This is a genomic window from Azorhizophilus paspali (assembly GCF_043587585.2).
Classification (GTDB): domain Bacteria; phylum Pseudomonadota; class Gammaproteobacteria; order Pseudomonadales; family Pseudomonadaceae; genus Azotobacter; species Azotobacter paspali.
The window spans coordinates 1146992-1164671 of sequence record NZ_CP171449.1 but is presented as its reverse complement, the minus strand read 5'-3'; the positions used below and the strand labels follow the sequence as shown (position 1 = coordinate 1164671).

Genomic DNA, 17680 nt, shown 5'->3' with positions numbered 1-17680 from the left:
ACTCAGCAAAATACGAACAATTCTATTTCATATGCTACGGAGTACGTCTACCCGGGCCAACAGTCAGGCCCCTCCCAAAGTCTTGCACGCATCCCCTTGGCCAAGAGCCCGGTGAGCCGGGTTGGACCCGCCCCGACAGGAGCGAGCCTGCTCGCGATGCCTTGGCGCCGGTCATCCCTTGTCGCGGACAAATCCGCCTCATCCGGTGAGCGTTCCGCACAACGATTGCCCAGCAGGACCCGTGCGCCGCTGAGCAAGGCTGCACCGTTACCACTTCTGCGGCTTGCCCGCGACGCTCTGGCTACGGTCGCGCGTCGCGGACGAGTCCGCCCCAGTCCTTGCCGGCCGGCAGCCAAAGCCCTTGAAAGGCCCTGGGTCCGCAGCGTCAGGAAACCGCGCGGTGGCGGCGCGCCTCGATCACGTTGGGCAACTGGGCGATACGCGCCAGCAGCCGGCCGAGGGCATCCAGTCCGGGGATCTCGATGGTCAGGACCATCTGCGCCGTGCTGTCTTCCTTGTTCGACAGGGTGTTGGCGGCCAGCACGTTGATCCGCTCGTTGAGCAGCACCTGGGACACGTCGCGCAACAGGCCGGAGCGGTCGTAGGCGTGAATGAAGATATCCACCGGATAGGTCTGCACCGGCACCGGCCCCCAGCTAACCTGGATGATCCGCTCCGGCTCGCGGCTGGCCAGTTGCAGGGCGTTGGCGCAGTCCTGGCGATGGATGGTGACCCCGCGGCCCTGGGTGATGTAGCCGACGATGGGGTCGCCGGGCAACGGCTGGCAGCAGCCGGCCATCTGTGTCAGCAGGTTGCCCACGCCCTGGATCTGGATGTCGTCGCGCTTGCCCGGTTTGTGCGGAACGCCGGCCTTGCGCGGAATCAGCTCGAACTGCCCGGTGCTGCGCTCCGGCTCGACCAGTTGCTGGGCCAGCCCGACCACGTGGGCCAGACGCAGGTCGCCGGCGCCTAGGGCGGCGAACAGGTCCTCGGCGGTCTTCAGGTTGCTCTTTTCCGCCAGCCGGTCGTAATCCACCGGCGTCAGGTCGAGCCGGGCGAGTTCGCGCTCGAGCAGCACCTTGCCGGCGGCGACGTTCTGGTCGCGCGCCTGCAGCTTGAACCAGTGGACGATCTTCGCCCGGGCCCGCGAGGTGGTGATGTATCCGAGGTTGGAGTTCAGCCAGTCGCGGCTCGGCGAGCCGTTCTTGCCGGTGATGATCTCCACCTGCTCGCCGGTCTGCAGGGTGTAATTGAGCGGCACTATGCGCCCGTCGATCTTGGCGCCGCGGCAGTTGTGGCCGATCTCGGTGTGTACCCGGTAGGCGAAGTCCAGTGGCGTGGCGCCCTTGGGCAGGTCGATGGCGTGGCCGTCAGGGGTGAACACGTAGACCCGGTCAGGCTCGATGTCGACCTGCAACTGCTCGGCCAGGCCGCCGATGTCGCCCAGCTCCTCGTGCCACTCGAGCACCTGGCGCAGCCAGGCGATCTTCTCCTCGTAATGGCTGGAAGTGGACTTGAGGTCGGTGCCCTTGTAGCGCCAGTGGGCGCAGACACCCAGTTCGGCCTCCTCGTGCATGCCGTGGGTGCGGATCTGCACTTCCAGGGTCTTGCCGTCCGGTCCGATCACCGCGGTGTGCAACGAGCGGTAACCATTTTCCTTGGGATTGGCGATGTAGTCGTCGAATTCCCTGGGGATGTGCCGCCACAGCGAGTGGACGATGCCGAGGGCGGTATAGCAGTCGCGCACTTCCGGAACCAGCACGCGCACGGCGCGAACGTCGTAGATCTGGCTGAACTGCAGCCCCTTCTTCTGCATCTTGCGCCAGATCGAGTAGATGTGCTTGGCCCGACCGTTTATGTCGGCCTTGATGCCGGCGCCGGCCAGCGCCTCCTTGAGCTCCTGGACGACCTTGGCGATGAACTGCTCGCGGTCGAGCCGGCGCTCGTGGAGCAGCTTGGCGATCTGCTTGTACTGCTCGGGCTCGAGGTAGCGGAAAGCCAGATCCTCCAGCTCCCACTTGATGTGACCGATGCCGAGGCGATGGGCCAGCGGCGCATAGATGGCGGACACCTCGCGGGCGACGCGCTGACGCCGCTCCTCGTCGGCGTGCTTGACCGCGCGGATCGCGCAGGTACGCTCGGCCAGCTTGATCAGGGCGACACGCACGTCATCGACCATCGCCACCAGCATCTTGCGCAGGTTCTCCACCTGGGTCTGGGCATCCAGCACCAGGGACTCGCGCGGATTGAGGCTGTCGCTGATCGCCGCCATGCGCAGCACGCCCTCGATCAGCTTGGCGACCACCTGGCCGAAACGCTGCTGCACCTCATCCAGGACGATCTGCTTCTGGCGCACGCCGCGATAAAGCACGGCGGCGACCAGGGAATCCTGGTCCAGCTTGAGGTCGGCGAGAATTTCCGCGATCTCCAGGCCGACCAGGAAAGTGGACGTGCCGACGGCAGGCCTCTCCGCATCCGGCCGGGCCCGTCGCTCGGCCTCGCGGACGTACTCGCAGGCCGTCTTCAGGGCCTCGCGCTCCAGGGCCGGGTCCATCTTCAGGACATGATCCAGCCAAGCCTCAAGATTGATGCTGCCGTCGGTGTTGACCGGCTGCTGCGCTCTCACCTGTACCATGTATCTACCTTTCCCCCAGCATGTCTTCCATGCCGAACAAACATCAGCCGGAATCGGGCTGCCTGGAAACGAAAAATGCGGCTCTACCTGCCGGCGAGACTCGACGCCCTGCCTCAGCCCGCCGCGGGCTCTCTCTCGAACAACGCCATGGCCTCGACATGGGCGGTCTGCGGGAACATGTCGAGAATACCGGCACGCCGCAGCCGATAGCCCTGTCCGGCCAGTTCCGCGGCATCCCGCGCCAGGGTCGCCGGATTGCAGGAAACATATAGCACCCGCCCGGCTCCCAGGCTGCCCACCTGCCGCATGGCCTCCAGCGCGCCGTCACGGGGCGGATCGCACAACACCGCGGCAAAACCGGCGGCAGCCCAGGACGCCCCTGCCAGCGGCTTCGACAGGTCCGCCTGCCAGAAGTGCAGGTTATTCAATCCGTTGCGACTCGCATTTTCCCTGCCGCGCTCGACCATCGGCGCCACTCCCTCCACCGCCACCACCTCGCGCGAGCGCTGCGCCAGCGGCAGGGCGAAGTTGCCCAGACCGCTGAACAGATCGAGCACCCGCTCCTCCGGCCGAGGTGCCAGCCACTCCAGGGCCTGGACGACCATCGACTCGTTCACCACGGCGTTGACCTGCACGAAGTCGCCGGGACGGTAGCCCAGCTCCAGCCCCCAGGGCTCCAGGCGGTAGCCCAGCGGGGCTTCTTCCAATGCGTCCGCCCGTGGCTCGTCCCGCCCCTGCAGCCAGAGCTGGGCGGAGTATTCGCGACAGAAGACACGCAGGCGCTGCAGATCAGCGTCCGCAAGGGGCGCAGTATGGCGCACCAGAATGGCGCTTGTATTGCCGTGGAATAACTCGACATGGCCCAGCGCCCGGGGCCTTGCCAGACCGTGGAGAAGCGTGGGCAAGGCGCGCAGGATGGGCTGCAGTGGCCACACCAGCACCGGGCAATCGTCGATGGTGACGATCGCTTGGCTAGCCGCGGCGCGAAAGCCCACCTCCAGCCGGCCGGAAGTGGCATTCCAGCGCACCGCGATGCGCGCCCGGCGGCGGTAACCGAATTCCGGACCGACCAGGGGCGGTGCCCACTTCTCGGGTGCGAGGCCGGCGAAGCGCGCCAGTTGCTCGGCGAGGGTGCGCTGCTTCAGGGCCAGTTGCTCGGCATGGGGCAATGCCTGCAGGGTGCAGCCGCCGCAACGGCCGGCATGCGCGCAGGGCGCGACGCGGCGCAATGGGCCAGCGGCCAGGATGCGCTCGGCGTGGGCATCGACGATACGGTTGCGCGCACCGAGGACACGGGCCTCGACCTGCTCGCCGGCCAAGGCGCCGGAGACGAACCAAGTGCGGCCGTCGACGAAGGCGATGCCCCGGCCGTCGTGGGCCAGGCGCTCGATGCTCAGGACCTGCTTCCTGCCCGCCTGCAAGGGCGCCGAGCGGGCACCGCCGCTGGGTTGGAAGCGCAGGCCGCCGGTACGTCTAGTCACGTCGGAAGGCCCCGCCCGGTGTGGAGATCGATTCAAGGCTGGTCATAGACACCTGTAGACAGATAGCGATCGCCGCGGTCGCAGATGATCGCCACCAGCACCGCATTCTCCACCTCGCGCGACAGGCGCAGCATGGCCGCCACCGCCCCGCCCGAGGACACGCCGCAGAAGATACCCTCCTCGCGGGCCAGGCGGCGCATGGTGTCTTCGGCTTCGCTCTGCGCCATGTCGATCACCTGATCGACCCGGGAGGCATCGAAGATCTTCGGCAGGTACTCCTGCGGCCAGCGGCGGATGCCGGGAATCGCCGAGCCCTCCTGCGGCTGCAGGCCGACGATGCGTATCGCCGGGTTCTGCTCCTTGAGATAGCGCGAGGTACCCATGATGGTGCCGGTGGTGCCCATGGAACTGATGAAGTGGGTAATGAGGCCCTGGGTCTGGCTCCAGATCTCCGGGCCAGTGCCCTCGTAGTGGGCCTGCGGGTTGTCTTGGTTGCCGAACTGGTCGAGCACCTTGCCGCGCCCCTCGCCCTGCATCTTTAGTGCCAGGTCTCGGGCACCCTCCATGCCCTCGGCCTTGCTCACCAGCAGTAGCTCGGCGCCATAGGCGGTCATCGCCGCCTTGCGCTCGGCGCTCATGTTGTCCGGCATGATCAGGATCATCCGGTAGCCCTTGATCGCTGCCGCCATGGCCAGGGCGATGCCGGTGTTGCCGGAAGTGGCCTCGATCAGGGTATCGCCGGGGCAGATGTCGCCGCGCAGCTCGGCGCGGGTGATCATCGACAGTGCCGGGCGGTCCTTCACCGAACCGGCCGGATTGTTGCCCTCCAGCTTGACCAGCAGGGTGTTCGAGGTTTCTCCCGGCAGGCGCTGCAGACGCACCAGCGGGGTATTGCCGATGCACTCGGCGATGGTGGGAAAATGCACTGTCATGGAAACGCTCGGTGTCCTGAATCGGAAATGGGCTGCTCGGTCCGCACGGCATTCCTGCCGCCATGCTGCATGGGCGTCGCTCGCCATGCTCCCAGCATGGGCCGCCGCGACACCCGGCCTGGCAAAGGGCTTCGCTCCCGGAAAGCGGAGTCGGAGCCGTCAGGCCACAGGGGAGCCTATGATAGCCGGCAAAGCGCTGCAGACCATCATCTGGAATCGGTGCACTTACATTCCAAATGGTTATGAGAACGCTTCTATTGTGTCGTCGGGTCTGTCGCTACACTCACTGCCTTCCCAAATCCCTCACGGAGAATCGGGGTGTTCCACGACTTCAGCATCAAGACCCGCATCGCCATGCTAACCCTGCTGCCCAGTTGCCTGCTGGCACTGGTCCTGGGCAGCTACTTCACCTGGCAGCAGTTGGCCGAGATGCACGGTAACCTGGTGGGACGCGGTCAGTTGATCGTCCAGCAACTGGCTCCGCTGGCCGCTCCCGCTCTGGCGCAGAACTACCACAATCGCCTGCAGCGTATCGCCAATCGAGTACTGGACCAGACCGACATCCGTGCAGTGAGCTTTCTCGACAGCGAACTGGGCACCATCGTACATGCCGGCCCGAGCCTCAACGGCCCGCTGCCGCCTCAGGACCCGACCCAACTGACCATGGTCCGCGACAACAGCGCCACCCACCTACTGATGCCGGTGCTCGGCTACCACCAGAACCTGGCCAGCGGCAGCAACGACCAAGACGACCACCTGCTCGGCTGGATCGCCTTGGAGATATCGCACCATAACGCCCTGTTGCAGGGCTACCGCAACCTGCTGGCCAGCCTGCTGCTGAGTCTCTCCGTGCTGCTGGTCAGCGCCTTCCTCGCCCTGCGCGTCGGGCGCTCGATCAGCGACCCGCTGCGGCGTATCCAGCAGGGCGTGTCGCAACTGCGCGACGGCCATCTGGAAACCCGCCTGCCATCCCTGCGCAGCCACGAATTGGACGAATTGGCCGCCGGCATCAACCGCATGGCCGAAGTCATGCAGCACGCCCAGGAAGAGATGCAGAACAGCATCGACCAGGCCACCGAGGACGTGCGCCAGAACCTGGAAACCATCGAGATCCAGAACATCGAACTGGACATGGCGCGCCGCGAGGCCCTGGAGGCGAGCCGGATCAAATCCGAATTCCTCGCCAACATGAGCCACGAGATCCGCACCCCGCTGAACGGCATCATCGGTTTCACCAACCTGTTGCAGAAATGCGAGCTGACGCCCCGCCAGCACGACTACCTGAACACCATCCAGAAGTCCGCCGACAGCCTGCTCGACATCATCAACGAGATCCTCGACTTCTCGAAGATCGAAGCCGGCAAGCTGGTTCTCGAACACACACCCTTCAACCTGCGCGAACTCATCCAGGATACTCTCACCATCCTCGCCCCGGCGGCCCACGCCAAGCACCTCGAACTGGTCAGCCTAATCTATCGCGACACGCCCCTGGCGCTGAACGGCGATCCCCAGCGGCTCCGCCAGGTCCTCACCAATCTGATCAGCAACGCCATCAAGTTCACCAACGAAGGCACCATTGCCGTGCGCGCCATGGTCGAGGACATCGGCGAGGAGTTCGCTCAGTTGCGGATCAGCGTGCACGACACCGGCATCGGCCTGTCCCAGGAAGATCTGAACGCCCTGTTCCAGGCTTTCAGCCAGGCCGACAATTCGCTGACCCGCCAGGCCGGCGGCACCGGCCTCGGCCTGGTCATCTCCAAGCGCCTGATCGAGCAGATGGGTGGCGAGATAGGCGTCAACAGCGTGCCGGGCGAAGGCTCCGAGTTCTGGATCCGCCTGTCCCTGCCGCTCGACGATCACAGCGAGGACGAGCCGCCGACCGCCCTGCACGGCCACCGGGTCGCACTGCTCGAGCAACACGAACTTGCCCGCCAGTCGATCCAGCACCAGTTGGAAGACTGCGGCCTGGAAGTACAGTCCTTCGCCGAATTCGACGGCCTGCTAGCCGGCGTCGCCGCCACACGCCAGGAAGAACGGCCGATCGGCTTGACGGTGCTCGGGGTGACCAGCCGCGACACCAGTACCGATGAACTGGCCCAGCGCATCGCCGACCTCGAACGGCTCGGCTGCAAGTGCCTGGTGCTCTGCCCCACCACCGAACAGATGTTCTACCAGGAGGTCCTGCCGGATGCACAGATCCAGTTGCAAAGCAAACCGGCGCACCGCGACAAGCTGCAAGCAGCCCTCAGCGAACTGCTCACGCCTCAGCCGACCGGCTCGCAGACACTCGGCCCGCTGGGCAACCGCGCGCCGCGCCTGCTCTGCGTCGACGACAACCCGGCCAACCTGCTGCTGGTACAGACCCTGCTCGGCGACATGGGTGCCGTGGTCACCGTAGCCGACAGCGGCCAGGCCGCAGTGGAGGCCACTCAGCGGGAACGCTTCGACCTGATCTTCATGGACGTGCAGATGCCCGGCATGGACGGCCGCCAGGCCACCCGGGCGATTCGCCAATGGGAGGCCAGACAGCCGGAACAGCGCCATACGCCGATCATCGCCCTCACTGCCCACGCCCTGGCCAACGAACGGCGCGCCCTGCTGCAGAGCGGCATGGACGACTACATGACCAAACCGATCAACGAACGCCAGTTGGCCCAGATAGTGCAAAAATGGACCCGGCTACACCTGCGCTTGCCCGGCGCCCAGCAGGTCCACGAGGTCCAGCCGGCATCCATCGGCCACCTCAGCGTGCTGGACTCCGAGGAAGGCCTGCGCCTGGCCGCCGGCAAGCCCAACCTGGCCGCCGACATGCTGAGCATGTTGCTGGCCTCGCTGGATGCTGACCGCCAGGCGATTCACCAGGCACGCCGGGACGGCGACCGCGCCGCGCTGATCGAACGAGTGCATCGTTTGCACGGGGCCACCCGCTACTGCGGCGTTCCCCAGTTGCGCGCCGCCTGCCAGCACAGCGAAACCCTGCTCAAACAGCACGCTCCGGCGGCCGATACCGCCCTGGACGAACTCGACGCGGCCATCTTGCGCCTGGCCGGCGAGGCGAAATTCGGTGCCTGAGCGCAAACCGGGAACGGTGCCGCCGGCTACGGCGCGAACAGCTCCAGTTGCTGGCCTTCCTCGCGCCGGTCGAGCAGCCGCACACCGACGCCGAGCAGACGCACCGGCCGGCTGCCGCGGGCGAAGGCGGCGCCGAGCAGCAGCCGGTAGCTATCCAGGTCCCGACCGGCGCCGGCCTGCTCCAGGGTGGTCTGGGTGAAATCGTGGAACTTCACCTTGACGAAGGGCTTGTCCGGTCGGTAGCCGCCATCCAACCGCGCTAGGCGCCCGTGGAGGGCCTCCAGCAGTGGCGACAGTTGTTCCAGGCAGGCGGCCAGATCCGGCAGATCCCGTTCGTAGGTGCGCTCCACGCTCAGCGATTGGCGGCGACTGTCGACCGTCACCGGACGCTCGTCGATCCCGCGCGCCAGCAGGGCCAGACGCTCGCCGAAGCTGCCGAACTCGCGCATCAGGGCCAACCGGCTCCACTGACGCAACTCGGCGCAGGTACGAATGCCCAGGCGCGCGAGACGCTCGGCGGTGACCTTGCCGACGCCGTGCAACCGGCTCACCGGCAGTTCGGCGACAAAGGCCTCGACCTCGGCCGGTGGGATCACGAACAGGCCATCGGGCTTGCGCCAATCGCTGGCGATCTTGGCGAGGAACTTGTTGGGAGCGACACCGGCCGACACCGTGACGCGCAGTTCCTGCCAGATGCGCCGCCGAATGTCCTGGGCGATGCGCGTGGCACTGCCGGAAAAGTGCGGACTGGTGGAAACGTCCAGGTAAGCCTCGTCCAGCGACAGCGGCTCGACCAGTTCGGTATAGTCGCGCAGGATGCGCTGGATCTCCCGTGACACAACCTTGTAAGCCTCGAACCGCGGCCTGACGATCAACAACTCCGGACAGAGCTTCAACGCCTGTCGCGCGGGCATCGCCGAACGCACGCCATAGGCGCGCGCTTCGTAATTGCAGGTGGCAATCACCCCACGCCGATCCGGCGCGCCACCCACCGCCAACGGCCGGCCGGCCAGGCGAGGATCGTCGCGCATCTCGATGGCTGCGTAGAAACAGTCGCAATCGACGTGGATGATCTTTCTGCCGCTCATGGCACCCGTATGCCACTAAAGAGCCGGCCCTGGCAGTCCGGCGGACTCAGTGCGCCGCCACGTCCTTGTTGGAGGCACGCTCCGAACGGATGCCACGGACACGGAAGCCGTCGGGGCCATTGATATCGATGGGCTGCCAGATCCGCCAGGCCTCGTCGGCGCCGATCGCTCGTATCTCGACGACGCTGCCGCCGACCACCCGACCGGCCTTGAGGATCTCAAGATCGATGGCCACGTTTTCCAGATCGAATCCCGAGACATTCACTCCGGTACCCTGGAGATAGGTCTTGTGACTCATAGTAATCAACTGCATGTTGCGCAACTTGATGTCACCTTCGGCCGAGACGCCGACCGAAAACAGCAGCGCCACCAGCGCCATCTTCACTCTTAAGTGCATTGAATCCCCCGAATCGGGCAACTTGACGCCCAACCATCCGCCAATGAAAAAGTCCCAATTAAGTACCTCTCCATACTGTCCTGATTGGAGTAAAGCCCGGTGTGGATAGCATGAAATATAACTTCGAGCGAGTGCCACTGATCTAATCTCTAAGGGAAGTTCTCCGGAGTAGTCATCATGATTTTCGACAAACGTGCCTTCGACAGCCTGCTTGAACAAGCCTGGCGACATGCCGACCAGGCCGCGACGCTCAATGACCCCACACTCTATCGGGAAGCCTTCACGGCTATGTGCCAGGCCGTGGCCATGCTCAGCGAGGAAGCCGAGGACTGGCGCGAGCAAGTGGCCCGGGCGACCGAGGAATACACGCGAACCGAAGGCATCTAGCGACCGCCGTTCGCTCCCCCACACTAAGCAATTGAAGCAAAAACATTTTTTTAGGCAATATGGCTTGACAGAGGATTGTTTGGCTATAGAATGCCGACCACACAGACGCGGGGTGGAGCAGTCTGGTAGCTCGTCGGGCTCATAACCCGAAGGTCGTTGGTTCAAATCCAGCCCCCGCAACCATCGTTATAGTCATCGGCCCCGACTGCGATTCGCAGGGCGGGGCCGGTTGCTATGTGGCCCCAGACTTCATCGCCGCGCAGCTCGATCTCCACGCGATCGATGATCGCGGCAAGCGCCGCACGGCCCTGAACAGCGTCACGCCGCAGCGCGCCGCCCAGGTTGACCAGCAGGCGGCAGAATACGCCACGGATATCCGGACTGGCGATACTCGCCCGGCTCATCCGCTCAATCTCTCGCGGATGCAGGTCGTTCCAGTCGGTCTTCTTGCCGTTGCGCCGGGGGATCTGCGCCGCCTCGCAGCGGTAGCCCAGCTCGCGGGCGCGGCAGGCACGCTTACAGGTGTAAGCGTAGGCACCAGGCTCGTTGTCCAAGGCCTAGACCAGCGTCGGCAGCTTGTCGAGCGGCTTCTCGCTGTGCCTTCAGCTCGCGCAGTTGCTCCTCCGGATAGCTGTTGCTGCTCATCACCGACACAGCGGCGATGCTGTGGTGCAGCAAGGCGATGGCATCGAAGATGCCCTTCATCAACCACAGCTCGCCGACCTCCTGCAGGTCGACGCCCGGCGGACACCACCAGCAGCCGCGATAGCTGCAGCCGGGCTTGAAACGGGCCTTCTGCTTGCCGAAGCGGTGCGGCTGGTCGATCAGCCGCTCCTATGTAGCCGCCGTCGCCCATGTCGAAGCGCACCGTAGCGCTGCCGGCGTTTACCTCGCGGCTCCAGTAGTGCTCCTGTGTGAACCAACCCTCGATCAGCTCCAGGCGAACTCCAGGTAGGCCCTGGCGCTGGCCGTCGGCTGCTGCTCGGTGGCCTGCGCGCTTGCTCCAGTGGTCGAACAGGTCCTTGATGTGATAATCGCACCGGAGCACCCACGGCTGTTCCGCGTGGGTGTACAGCTCCTTCTGCCCGCAGGCCGGGCAGATGCCGCCGCGCATCCACTTTCGATCTCCATAGACGGGCTTGAGGCCATACTCGGCCGTCAGCCGCTGGAGTACCTGGTGATGCAAATCGTGATTCATGGTCGGCCTTACTGCGCCTGATCGAGGGCGGCCCGGAGGGCACCAAGGGCTTTCTTCTGCGCGGCGAGACACGGGCAATCGTGAAGGACGGCGCCGCCTCTGGCCGCATCGGTCACCAACTGGTAACGGTCGGCGTACCAGTGCGCCTGCAAGCTCTGACGGAACTGCTCGCGCAGGTGTGCGCTTCAACTTCTGGCCTTGGCATGGCTGCTTGCCGAGGGGCCGAAACAGAAGGTATCCGACCACTCGGCAAGCAGCCAATGCACTGGATCTGAAGACCACGCCGGAACGACCAAGCACACAACCTTTCCAGTCCGGTATCGAGCGAGCGCTTCACGCGATTGCCCTGCCTTGCGGGCGTGAAGGATGTGTTTACCTGCGAGATCGTTGGCTACGCATTCTCGGAGCGGATGACGACCGACTGGCTGAGCAGGGCTCTGTTCCGGGCACTCCAGCAGCACCGTCCACCGCCAGGCCGCATCCATCGTTCGGATCGCGGCAGTCAGTACTGTGCGAAAGCTTACCGTGATTTGCAGGAGCAGTTTGGCCTGCAGCGTTCGATGTCAGGCAAGGGGAACTGTTTTGATAAGGCACCGATCGAGAGCTTCTGGGGAACGCTGAAGAACGAGCTCGTTCATCACCGGCGCTACGCCACGCGCGCAGAGGCTGAAAGCTCGATCAGGGAATACATCGAGATGTTCTATAACCGTCAGCGTCGTCACTCGCGACTTGGCTATCTGGCCCCCGCTGAATTTGCCAAGCGATATCGAGATTCAGTGAAGGCCGCTTGAAACGAGGCTGTCTGGTCTTGTCGGGACACTCCACTTGGCCCTGGACTTGGGCTTCGATCTTGTCGTGCCGCCCAATCCCCAACGACTGCAGCCATGGGAATAGGATCGGCAGGTCTACAAGAAGCGCAATCAGGTCGAATGCTTGTTCCATCGATTGAAGGGCTTTCGCAGAGTTTTCAGCCGGCTCGACAAGCTCGACCTGATGTTCGTCGCCTTCATCCACTTGGCTCTCATCGCAGATACCCTACGTTAGTGTTAACAAGCCCTAGTTCCGCGCGTACTGCGTCTGTCTGCCCGCACTATGCCCCTACGCCTGGCGTGGATCTGAAAATCGTAGATAGCTGTATACTTTCGCCCCATTTTCCGTCATGACCACGCCCTGGTGCCGTAATGTCAAAAAAGCAACCTAGTATAGGCTGGACTTCGTTGGGGTGCCCGAAGGCCACCGTCGACTCCGAACGCATCCTCACCCAGTTGCGTACGGAGGGCTACCGCATCGTGCCGTCCTACGAGGAGGCCGACGTGGTGGTGGTCAACACCTGCGGCTTCATCGACAGCGCCAAGGCCGAGTCCCTCGATGCCATCGGCGAGGCCCTGGCGGAAAACGGCAAGGTGATCGTCACCGGTTGCATGGGCGTATCCGAGGAAGCCATCCGCAACGTGCATCCGAACGTGTTGGCGGTCACCGGCCCGCAGCAGTACGAGCAGGTGGTCAGCGCCGTGCACGAGGTGGCGCCGCCGAAGGCCGACCACGATCCCTTCGTCGATCTGGTGCCGCCGCAGGGCATCAGGCTGACCCCGCGCCACTACGCCTACCTGAAGATTTCCGAAGGCTGCAACCACAGTTGCGCCTTCTGCATCATTCCGTCCATGCGCGGCAGACTGGTCAGCCGCTTGGCGGGCGAGGTGCTGGGTGAAGCCGAGCGTCTGGTCGGGGCCGGTGTTCAGGAACTCCTGGTGATCGCTCAGGACACCAGTGCCTACGGCGTCGACCTCAAGTACCGAACCGACTTCTGGAACGGCCGGCCGGTGAAGACGCGCCTGCTCGAACTGTGCGAGGAACTCGGCAGGATGGGCGTCTGGGTGCGTCTGCACTATCTCTACCCCTACCCCAGCGTCGACGAGCTGATCCCGCTGATGGCTGCCGGCAAGCTACTGCCATACCTGGACATTCCCCTCCAGCACGCCAGCCCGAAGATCCTCAAGGCGATGAAACGCCCGGCCTTCGAGGACCAGACCCTCGCGCGCATCAAAAAATGGCGGGAGATCTGTCCGGAGCTGACCATCCGCTCGACTTTCATCGTCGGCTTCCCCGGCGAGACCGAGGAGGACTTCCAGTACCTGCTCGACTGGCTGAGCGAGGCCCAGCTCGACCGCGTCGGCTGCTTCCAGTATTCGGCGGTGGACGGCGCACCGGCCAACGAACTGGAAGGTGCGGTACCGGAAGAGGTCAAGCAGGAACGCTGGGAGCGCTTCATGGCTCACCAGCAGGCGATCAGCGCGGCGCGCCTGCAACGCCGGATCGGCCAGGAGATCGAGGTGCTGATCGACGAGATCGACGAGCAGGGTGCCATCGGCCGCTCCTGGGCCGACGCCCCAGAGATCGACGGCAATGTCTACGTCGACAGCGCACAGGTGCTCAAGCCCGGTGACAAGGTGCGCGTACGCGTCACCGATGCCGACGAGTACGATCTCTGGGCCGAAACCCTCTGACGCCCAAGTTCGCGCGCCGATCCGTCTTTGCGGGCAGGCGCGCGCCACCGAAACAACGCCGCTCTTTTCCGCCAGCCCTTGACCTCGCCTGAAGCGGGTAGCAGCCTCCCCCAGTCAGGCTAGCGCGCATCGATCCAGTTCCAAGGAGGCTTATGCACCGGATTTTCTTCCTTCTCGCCGGCGCCCTGTCGCTCGCTGGCTGTGCAGGCGGCCCCGCGACCGGGGACGGCGGCTTGTCGTCGGCCGCACGTTACCAGGGCCATCTGGTCATGCTCCCGGAGATGCATATCTTCGTTCCCTGCAACGCGGAAGCGCCCCTCTGGCTGGTCACGGATGCCGCCACTGGCCACCGTCTCGAGGCCCAATACACGAGCCTGGTCAGCGAGCCCTACGAGGAAGCCTTCGCGGTCCTGCGCGGCACCCCGGGCCCACAGCTCGATTGCCGGGGCTGCAAGGACTTCCCGGGCAGCTTCCGGGTCAGCGAAATCATCGAATACCGCCAGGCCGAGGCGGGCGATTGCCATTGAGGAGGTCGGCGAACGCCCGCCAACCTCTTCTTGGCGATGGACGGGAAGAGGCCGGCGCTTGCGCGCCCACTCAGGCCACCTCCAGGTAGCACTTGTGGATGGCGTCGCCTAGTTGCTGGACCTGTTCGATGTATTCGGTGATCCAGGCGTGCATTCCGGTTTCCAGGACTTCCTCGATCGCCGTGTAGCGTAACCGAGCCTCCAGTTCGGCGGCCAGGCGCTGCGCCGGACGACCGTTGTCGCCAGGCAGGTCGGCGAGCGTATGCTGCAGCTCGGTCAGGCAGGCCCGCAGCGAGCGCGGTACCTCCGCCCGCAGCAACAGCAGTTCGGCTACCTTGCCGGCCCGCGGCGAGCCGCGATAGATCTCGGCGAAAGCCTCGAAGGCGCTCAGCGCGCGGAGCAGCGCGCTCCACTGGTAGTAGGCGCGTGCCGAGCGGTCATTGGGGTCCTCGCTGTCCGCACCAAGCAGTTCGTAACGGGCGTCGAGCAGACGCAGGGTGTTGTCGGCCCGCTCAATGAAAGTCCCCAGCAGGATGAAGCTGTACACGTCACCGCGCATCAGGGTGCTGTAGGTGGCGCCGCGGAACAGCTGCGAACGCTCCTTGACCCACTCGCAGAAACGGCTGATGCCGTAGCCGCTCAGCCCCTGCTCGGCGAGATCGAGCAAGGCCAGCCAGGTGGCGTTGATGTTCTCCCACATGTCCGCGGTGATCCGCCCGCGTACCGCATGGGCATTGCTGCGCGCCGCGGCCAAGCAGTTGAAAAGACTGGCCGGGTTGCTCGCGTCGAGGGCGAAGAAATGCAGCATGCGCTCGGCGTGCAGTTCGCCGTGGCGCTGCAGGTAATCCTCGAGGGTGCCGGTGATCAGCAGTGGCATGGCCAGTTCGTCGAGGCCATTGCCGCGATCGTCCTGCGGCATCAGGGACAAGGAGTAGCTGACGTCGAGCATCCGCGCGAGATTCTCGGCACGCTCCAGATAGCGCGACATCCAGTACAGGTCGGCGGCGGTTCTACTTAACATGCTCGGTAATTCCTTCAATCCTCAACGACCCAGGTATCCTTGGTCCCGCCGCCCTGGGACGAGTTGACCACCAGCGAGCCCTCCCGCAGCGCCACGCGGGTCAGTCCCCCCGGCACCAGGCGGGTTTCGCGGCCGCTCAGGACGAAAGGCCGCAGATCGATGTGCCGCGGCGCGATGCCGTTTTCGACGAAGGTCGGGCAGGTCGACAGGCTCAGGGTCGGCTGGGCGATGTAGGCCTCGGGACGTGCCTTGAGACGCTCGCGGAAGGCCTCGATCTCGGCCTTGGTGGCCGCCGGTCCTACCAGCATGCCATAACCGCCGGAGCCCTGGGTCTCCTTGACCACAAGTTCAGGCAGATGGGCCAGGACATGGGACAGGTCGTGCGGCTTGCGGCATTGCCAGGTCGGCACGTTCTGCAGAATCGGCTCCTCGCCCAGATAGAAGCGGATCATGTCGGTGACATAGGGATAGATCGACTTGTCGTCGGCCACCCCGGTACCGATGGCGTTGGCCAGCACCACGCTGCCGCAGCGATAGGCCGAAAGCAGCCCCGGCACGCCCAGCACCGATTCGGGATTGAATGCCAGCGGATCGAGGAAGGCATCGTCCAGCCGCCGGTAGATGACGTCCACCGGCCTGGCGCCGGCGGTGGTGCGCATGAACACCCGCTCGTCGCGGACGAACAGGTCGGCCCCCTCGACCAGTTCCACGCCCATCTCGCGGGCCAAAAACGCGTGTTCGAAATAGGCGCTGTTGTAGCGTCCCGGCGTCAGCACCACCACGCTGGGGTTATCCAGCGGACTGGAACTCTTCAAGGCTTCCAGCAACAGGTTCGGATAGTGGTCGATGGGGACGATGCGCTGGGCGGCGAACAGTTCGGGGAACAGTCGCATCATCATCTTGCGATCTTCCAGCATGTAACTGACACCGCTCGGCGTACGCAGGTTGTCCTCCAGCACGTAGAAGGTGCCGTCTCCGTCGCGCACCAGATCGACCCCGGCGATATGCGCATAGATGTCGCGATGCAGGTCGAGCCCGTGCATTACCTGCTGGTAGCCGCTGTTGGACAGCACCTGCTCCGGAGGAATGATGCCGGCCTTGAGGATGCGCTGATCGTGATAGATGTCGGCGAGAAACAGGTTCAGTGCCTGGACCCGCTGAATGCAGCCGGCCTCGATCCCGCGCCACTCGCTGGCGGGAATGCTGCGCGGGATGGTGTCGAAGGGGATCAGGCGCTCGGTGCCCTGCGCGTCGCCGTACAGGGTGAAAGTGATGCCCGCCCGGTGAAACAGAAGATCGGCCTCGCGCCGACGCTGGGCCAGCACCTCCTGGGAAGTGTTCTCCAGCCAGTTGGCGAAGCCCCGGTAATGCGGCCGGCAAACGCCGTTCGCATCGTACATTTCGTCAAAAGATTGGCGATCCATGCATGCTCCTCGGCTGTGCATAAAAGAAATTCGCAAAGCTCATGCCAGTTGCCAAGTTCCTATTTCTATCAATGGCTTGGAGACACGCTGGCGATAACGGCGACGGATCGGAAGCGGCAGCGGTGCCCATCCGGCGCCTCTCCGCGCCGCCATTCGGTCGATATCCACCACGCTAGGCGATCCCGTCATAGCGTTCAGCGCCATATCACGCACAGAAGGTGGCGGAGCCGGGAAGCCCATGCACCCAAACAGCCCCCTGCTCGCCGAGCAAGATCTATCGCGCATTAAAAAAATGCAACACCCACCCTGAATTACCCGCGACAGGCATTCGAGCGCACCTCGACGCCGGGCCGAAGCACAGGCCCGGCCGGTACATCGCGGCCCCCTAACCTTCATGAACGATCCGGGTACCCAGCAGTTCGAGGAACCTTGCCAACCAGGCAGGATGCGCCGGCCAAGCTGGCGCCGTGACCAGGTTGCTGTCGACGTGAGCCTGATCCAGCGGAACATCCACATATTCGCCACCGGCCAGTCGCACCTCCGGGGCACAGGCCGGGTAGGCGCTGCACGAACGTCCGGCGAGCACGCCGGCCGCCGCCAGCAGTTGGGCGCCGTGGCAAACAGCGGCGATCGGCTTGTTCGCCGTGGCGAAGCTCCTCACCAGTTCCAGCACGCGCTCGTCGAGGCGCAAGTATTCGGGCGCCCGGCCCCCCGGGACCAGCAGCGCGTCGTAGTCTTCGGCGCGCACCTGGGCGAAATCGAAATTCAGGACGAAGTTGTGTCCGGGCTTTTCGCTGTAGGTCTGGTCGCCCTCGAAATCGTGGATGGCGGTGCGCACGCTCTGCCCGATCTGCTTGCCCGGGCACACGGCATGCACCGTATGGCCGACCATCAGCAGTGTTTGGAACGGCACCATGGTTTCGTAGTCTTCAGCATAATCGCCGACCAGCATGAGGATCTTCTTGGCGGACATGGGAAACTCCTGAACGGGACGAGAAAAGCACACGGACCTCT

12 protein-coding genes, 1 tRNA gene and 3 pseudogenes are annotated in these 17680 nt (G+C 64.6%); 7 read left to right on the top strand and 9 right to left on the bottom strand.

Annotated elements, in window-relative coordinates; translation table 11 throughout:
* Nucleotides 1-385: 385 nt before the first annotated feature.
* From relA to cysM, 3 genes are all read right to left on the bottom strand, one after another.
* Nucleotides 386-2635 carry a GTP diphosphokinase gene (relA, locus tag ACGI6K_RS05790; protein ID WP_376941904.1) on the bottom strand — a complete coding sequence of 750 codons (2250 nt, stop codon included), beginning with the start codon at nt 2633-2635 and terminating at the stop codon, nt 386-388.
* A gap of 113 nt (nt 2636-2748) precedes the next feature.
* A complete protein-coding gene (gene rlmD, locus ACGI6K_RS05785) occupies nt 2749-4116 on the bottom strand; it encodes a 23S rRNA (uracil(1939)-C(5))-methyltransferase RlmD (RefSeq protein ID WP_376941902.1) in 1368 nt (455 codons plus the stop codon).
* Nucleotides 4117-4148: 32 nt separating this feature from the next.
* Nucleotides 4149-5048, bottom strand: coding sequence for a cysteine synthase CysM (cysM, locus tag ACGI6K_RS05780; protein ID WP_376941900.1), 900 nt, complete (start codon nt 5046-5048; stop codon nt 4149-4151).
* A 318-nt stretch (nt 5049-5366) separates the two neighbouring features.
* Here cysM and ACGI6K_RS05775 point away from each other — a divergent pair, with 318 nt between their 5' ends.
* Entirely contained in the window at nt 5367-8120 is a 2754-nt protein-coding gene (locus tag ACGI6K_RS05775) for a response regulator (protein WP_376941898.1), read from the top strand.
* Between the two features lie 26 nt (nt 8121-8146).
* On the opposite strand, the gene dinB is transcribed toward ACGI6K_RS05775, so the two are convergent.
* Both dinB and ACGI6K_RS05765 read right to left on the bottom strand, forming a co-directional pair.
* On the bottom strand, nt 8147-9208 hold the full coding sequence (gene dinB, locus ACGI6K_RS05770; RefSeq protein WP_376941896.1) for a DNA polymerase IV: 1062 nt from the start codon (nt 9206-9208) through the stop codon (nt 8147-8149).
* A 46-nt stretch (nt 9209-9254) separates the two neighbouring features.
* A complete protein-coding gene (locus ACGI6K_RS05765) occupies nt 9255-9605 on the bottom strand; it encodes an FxLYD domain-containing protein (protein ID WP_376941894.1) in 351 nt (116 codons plus the stop codon).
* Nucleotides 9606-9782: 177 nt separating this feature from the next.
* Between ACGI6K_RS05765 and ACGI6K_RS05760 the strand changes: the two genes are divergently transcribed.
* Together ACGI6K_RS05760 and ACGI6K_RS05755 are read left to right on the top strand one after the other, a co-directional pair.
* Nucleotides 9783-9992, top strand: coding sequence for a hypothetical protein (locus tag ACGI6K_RS05760; RefSeq protein ID WP_376941892.1), 210 nt, complete (start codon nt 9783-9785; stop codon nt 9990-9992).
* A gap of 106 nt (nt 9993-10098) precedes the next feature.
* Nucleotides 10099-10175: transfer RNA gene (locus tag ACGI6K_RS05755), tRNA-Met, on the top strand.
* Between the two features lie 233 nt (nt 10176-10408).
* On the opposite strand, the pseudogene ACGI6K_RS05750 reads toward ACGI6K_RS05755, so the two are convergent.
* A pseudogene (locus tag ACGI6K_RS05750) lies at nt 10409-11190 on the bottom strand (toprim domain-containing protein); the annotation flags it as partial.
* 350 nt (nt 11191-11540) lie between these two features.
* On the opposite strand from ACGI6K_RS05750, the pseudogene ACGI6K_RS05745 reads away from it, so the two are divergent.
* From ACGI6K_RS05745 to ACGI6K_RS05730, 4 genes and pseudogenes are all read left to right on the top strand, one after another.
* Nucleotides 11541-11981: pseudogene (locus ACGI6K_RS05745) on the top strand (IS3 family transposase); the annotation flags it as partial.
* A gap of 25 nt (nt 11982-12006) precedes the next feature.
* Nucleotides 12007-12234: pseudogene (locus ACGI6K_RS05740) on the top strand (IS5-like element ISCARN85 family transposase); the annotation flags it as partial.
* A gap of 137 nt (nt 12235-12371) precedes the next feature.
* Nucleotides 12372-13694: a 30S ribosomal protein S12 methylthiotransferase RimO gene (rimO, locus tag ACGI6K_RS05735; protein ID WP_376941890.1), complete on the top strand. Its 1323-nt coding sequence runs from the start codon at nt 12372-12374 to the stop codon at nt 13692-13694.
* Nucleotides 13695-13846: 152 nt separating this feature from the next.
* Entirely contained in the window at nt 13847-14221 is a 375-nt protein-coding gene (locus tag ACGI6K_RS05730) for a hypothetical protein (RefSeq protein ID WP_376941888.1), read from the top strand.
* A 70-nt stretch (nt 14222-14291) separates the two neighbouring features.
* Here ACGI6K_RS05730 and ACGI6K_RS05725 read toward each other — a convergent pair whose 3' ends face one another.
* From ACGI6K_RS05725 to ACGI6K_RS05715, 3 genes are all read right to left on the bottom strand, one after another.
* Entirely contained in the window at nt 14292-15242 is a 951-nt protein-coding gene (locus ACGI6K_RS05725; RefSeq protein WP_376941886.1) for an alpha-E domain-containing protein, read from the bottom strand.
* 14 nt (nt 15243-15256) lie between these two features.
* Nucleotides 15257-16666, bottom strand: coding sequence for a circularly permuted type 2 ATP-grasp protein (locus ACGI6K_RS05720; RefSeq protein WP_376941884.1), 1410 nt, complete (start codon nt 16664-16666; stop codon nt 15257-15259).
* A 385-nt stretch (nt 16667-17051) separates the two neighbouring features.
* Nucleotides 17052-17639, bottom strand: coding sequence for a DJ-1/PfpI family protein (locus tag ACGI6K_RS05715; protein WP_376941882.1), 588 nt, complete (start codon nt 17637-17639; stop codon nt 17052-17054).
* Nucleotides 17640-17680: the final 41 nt, after the last annotated feature.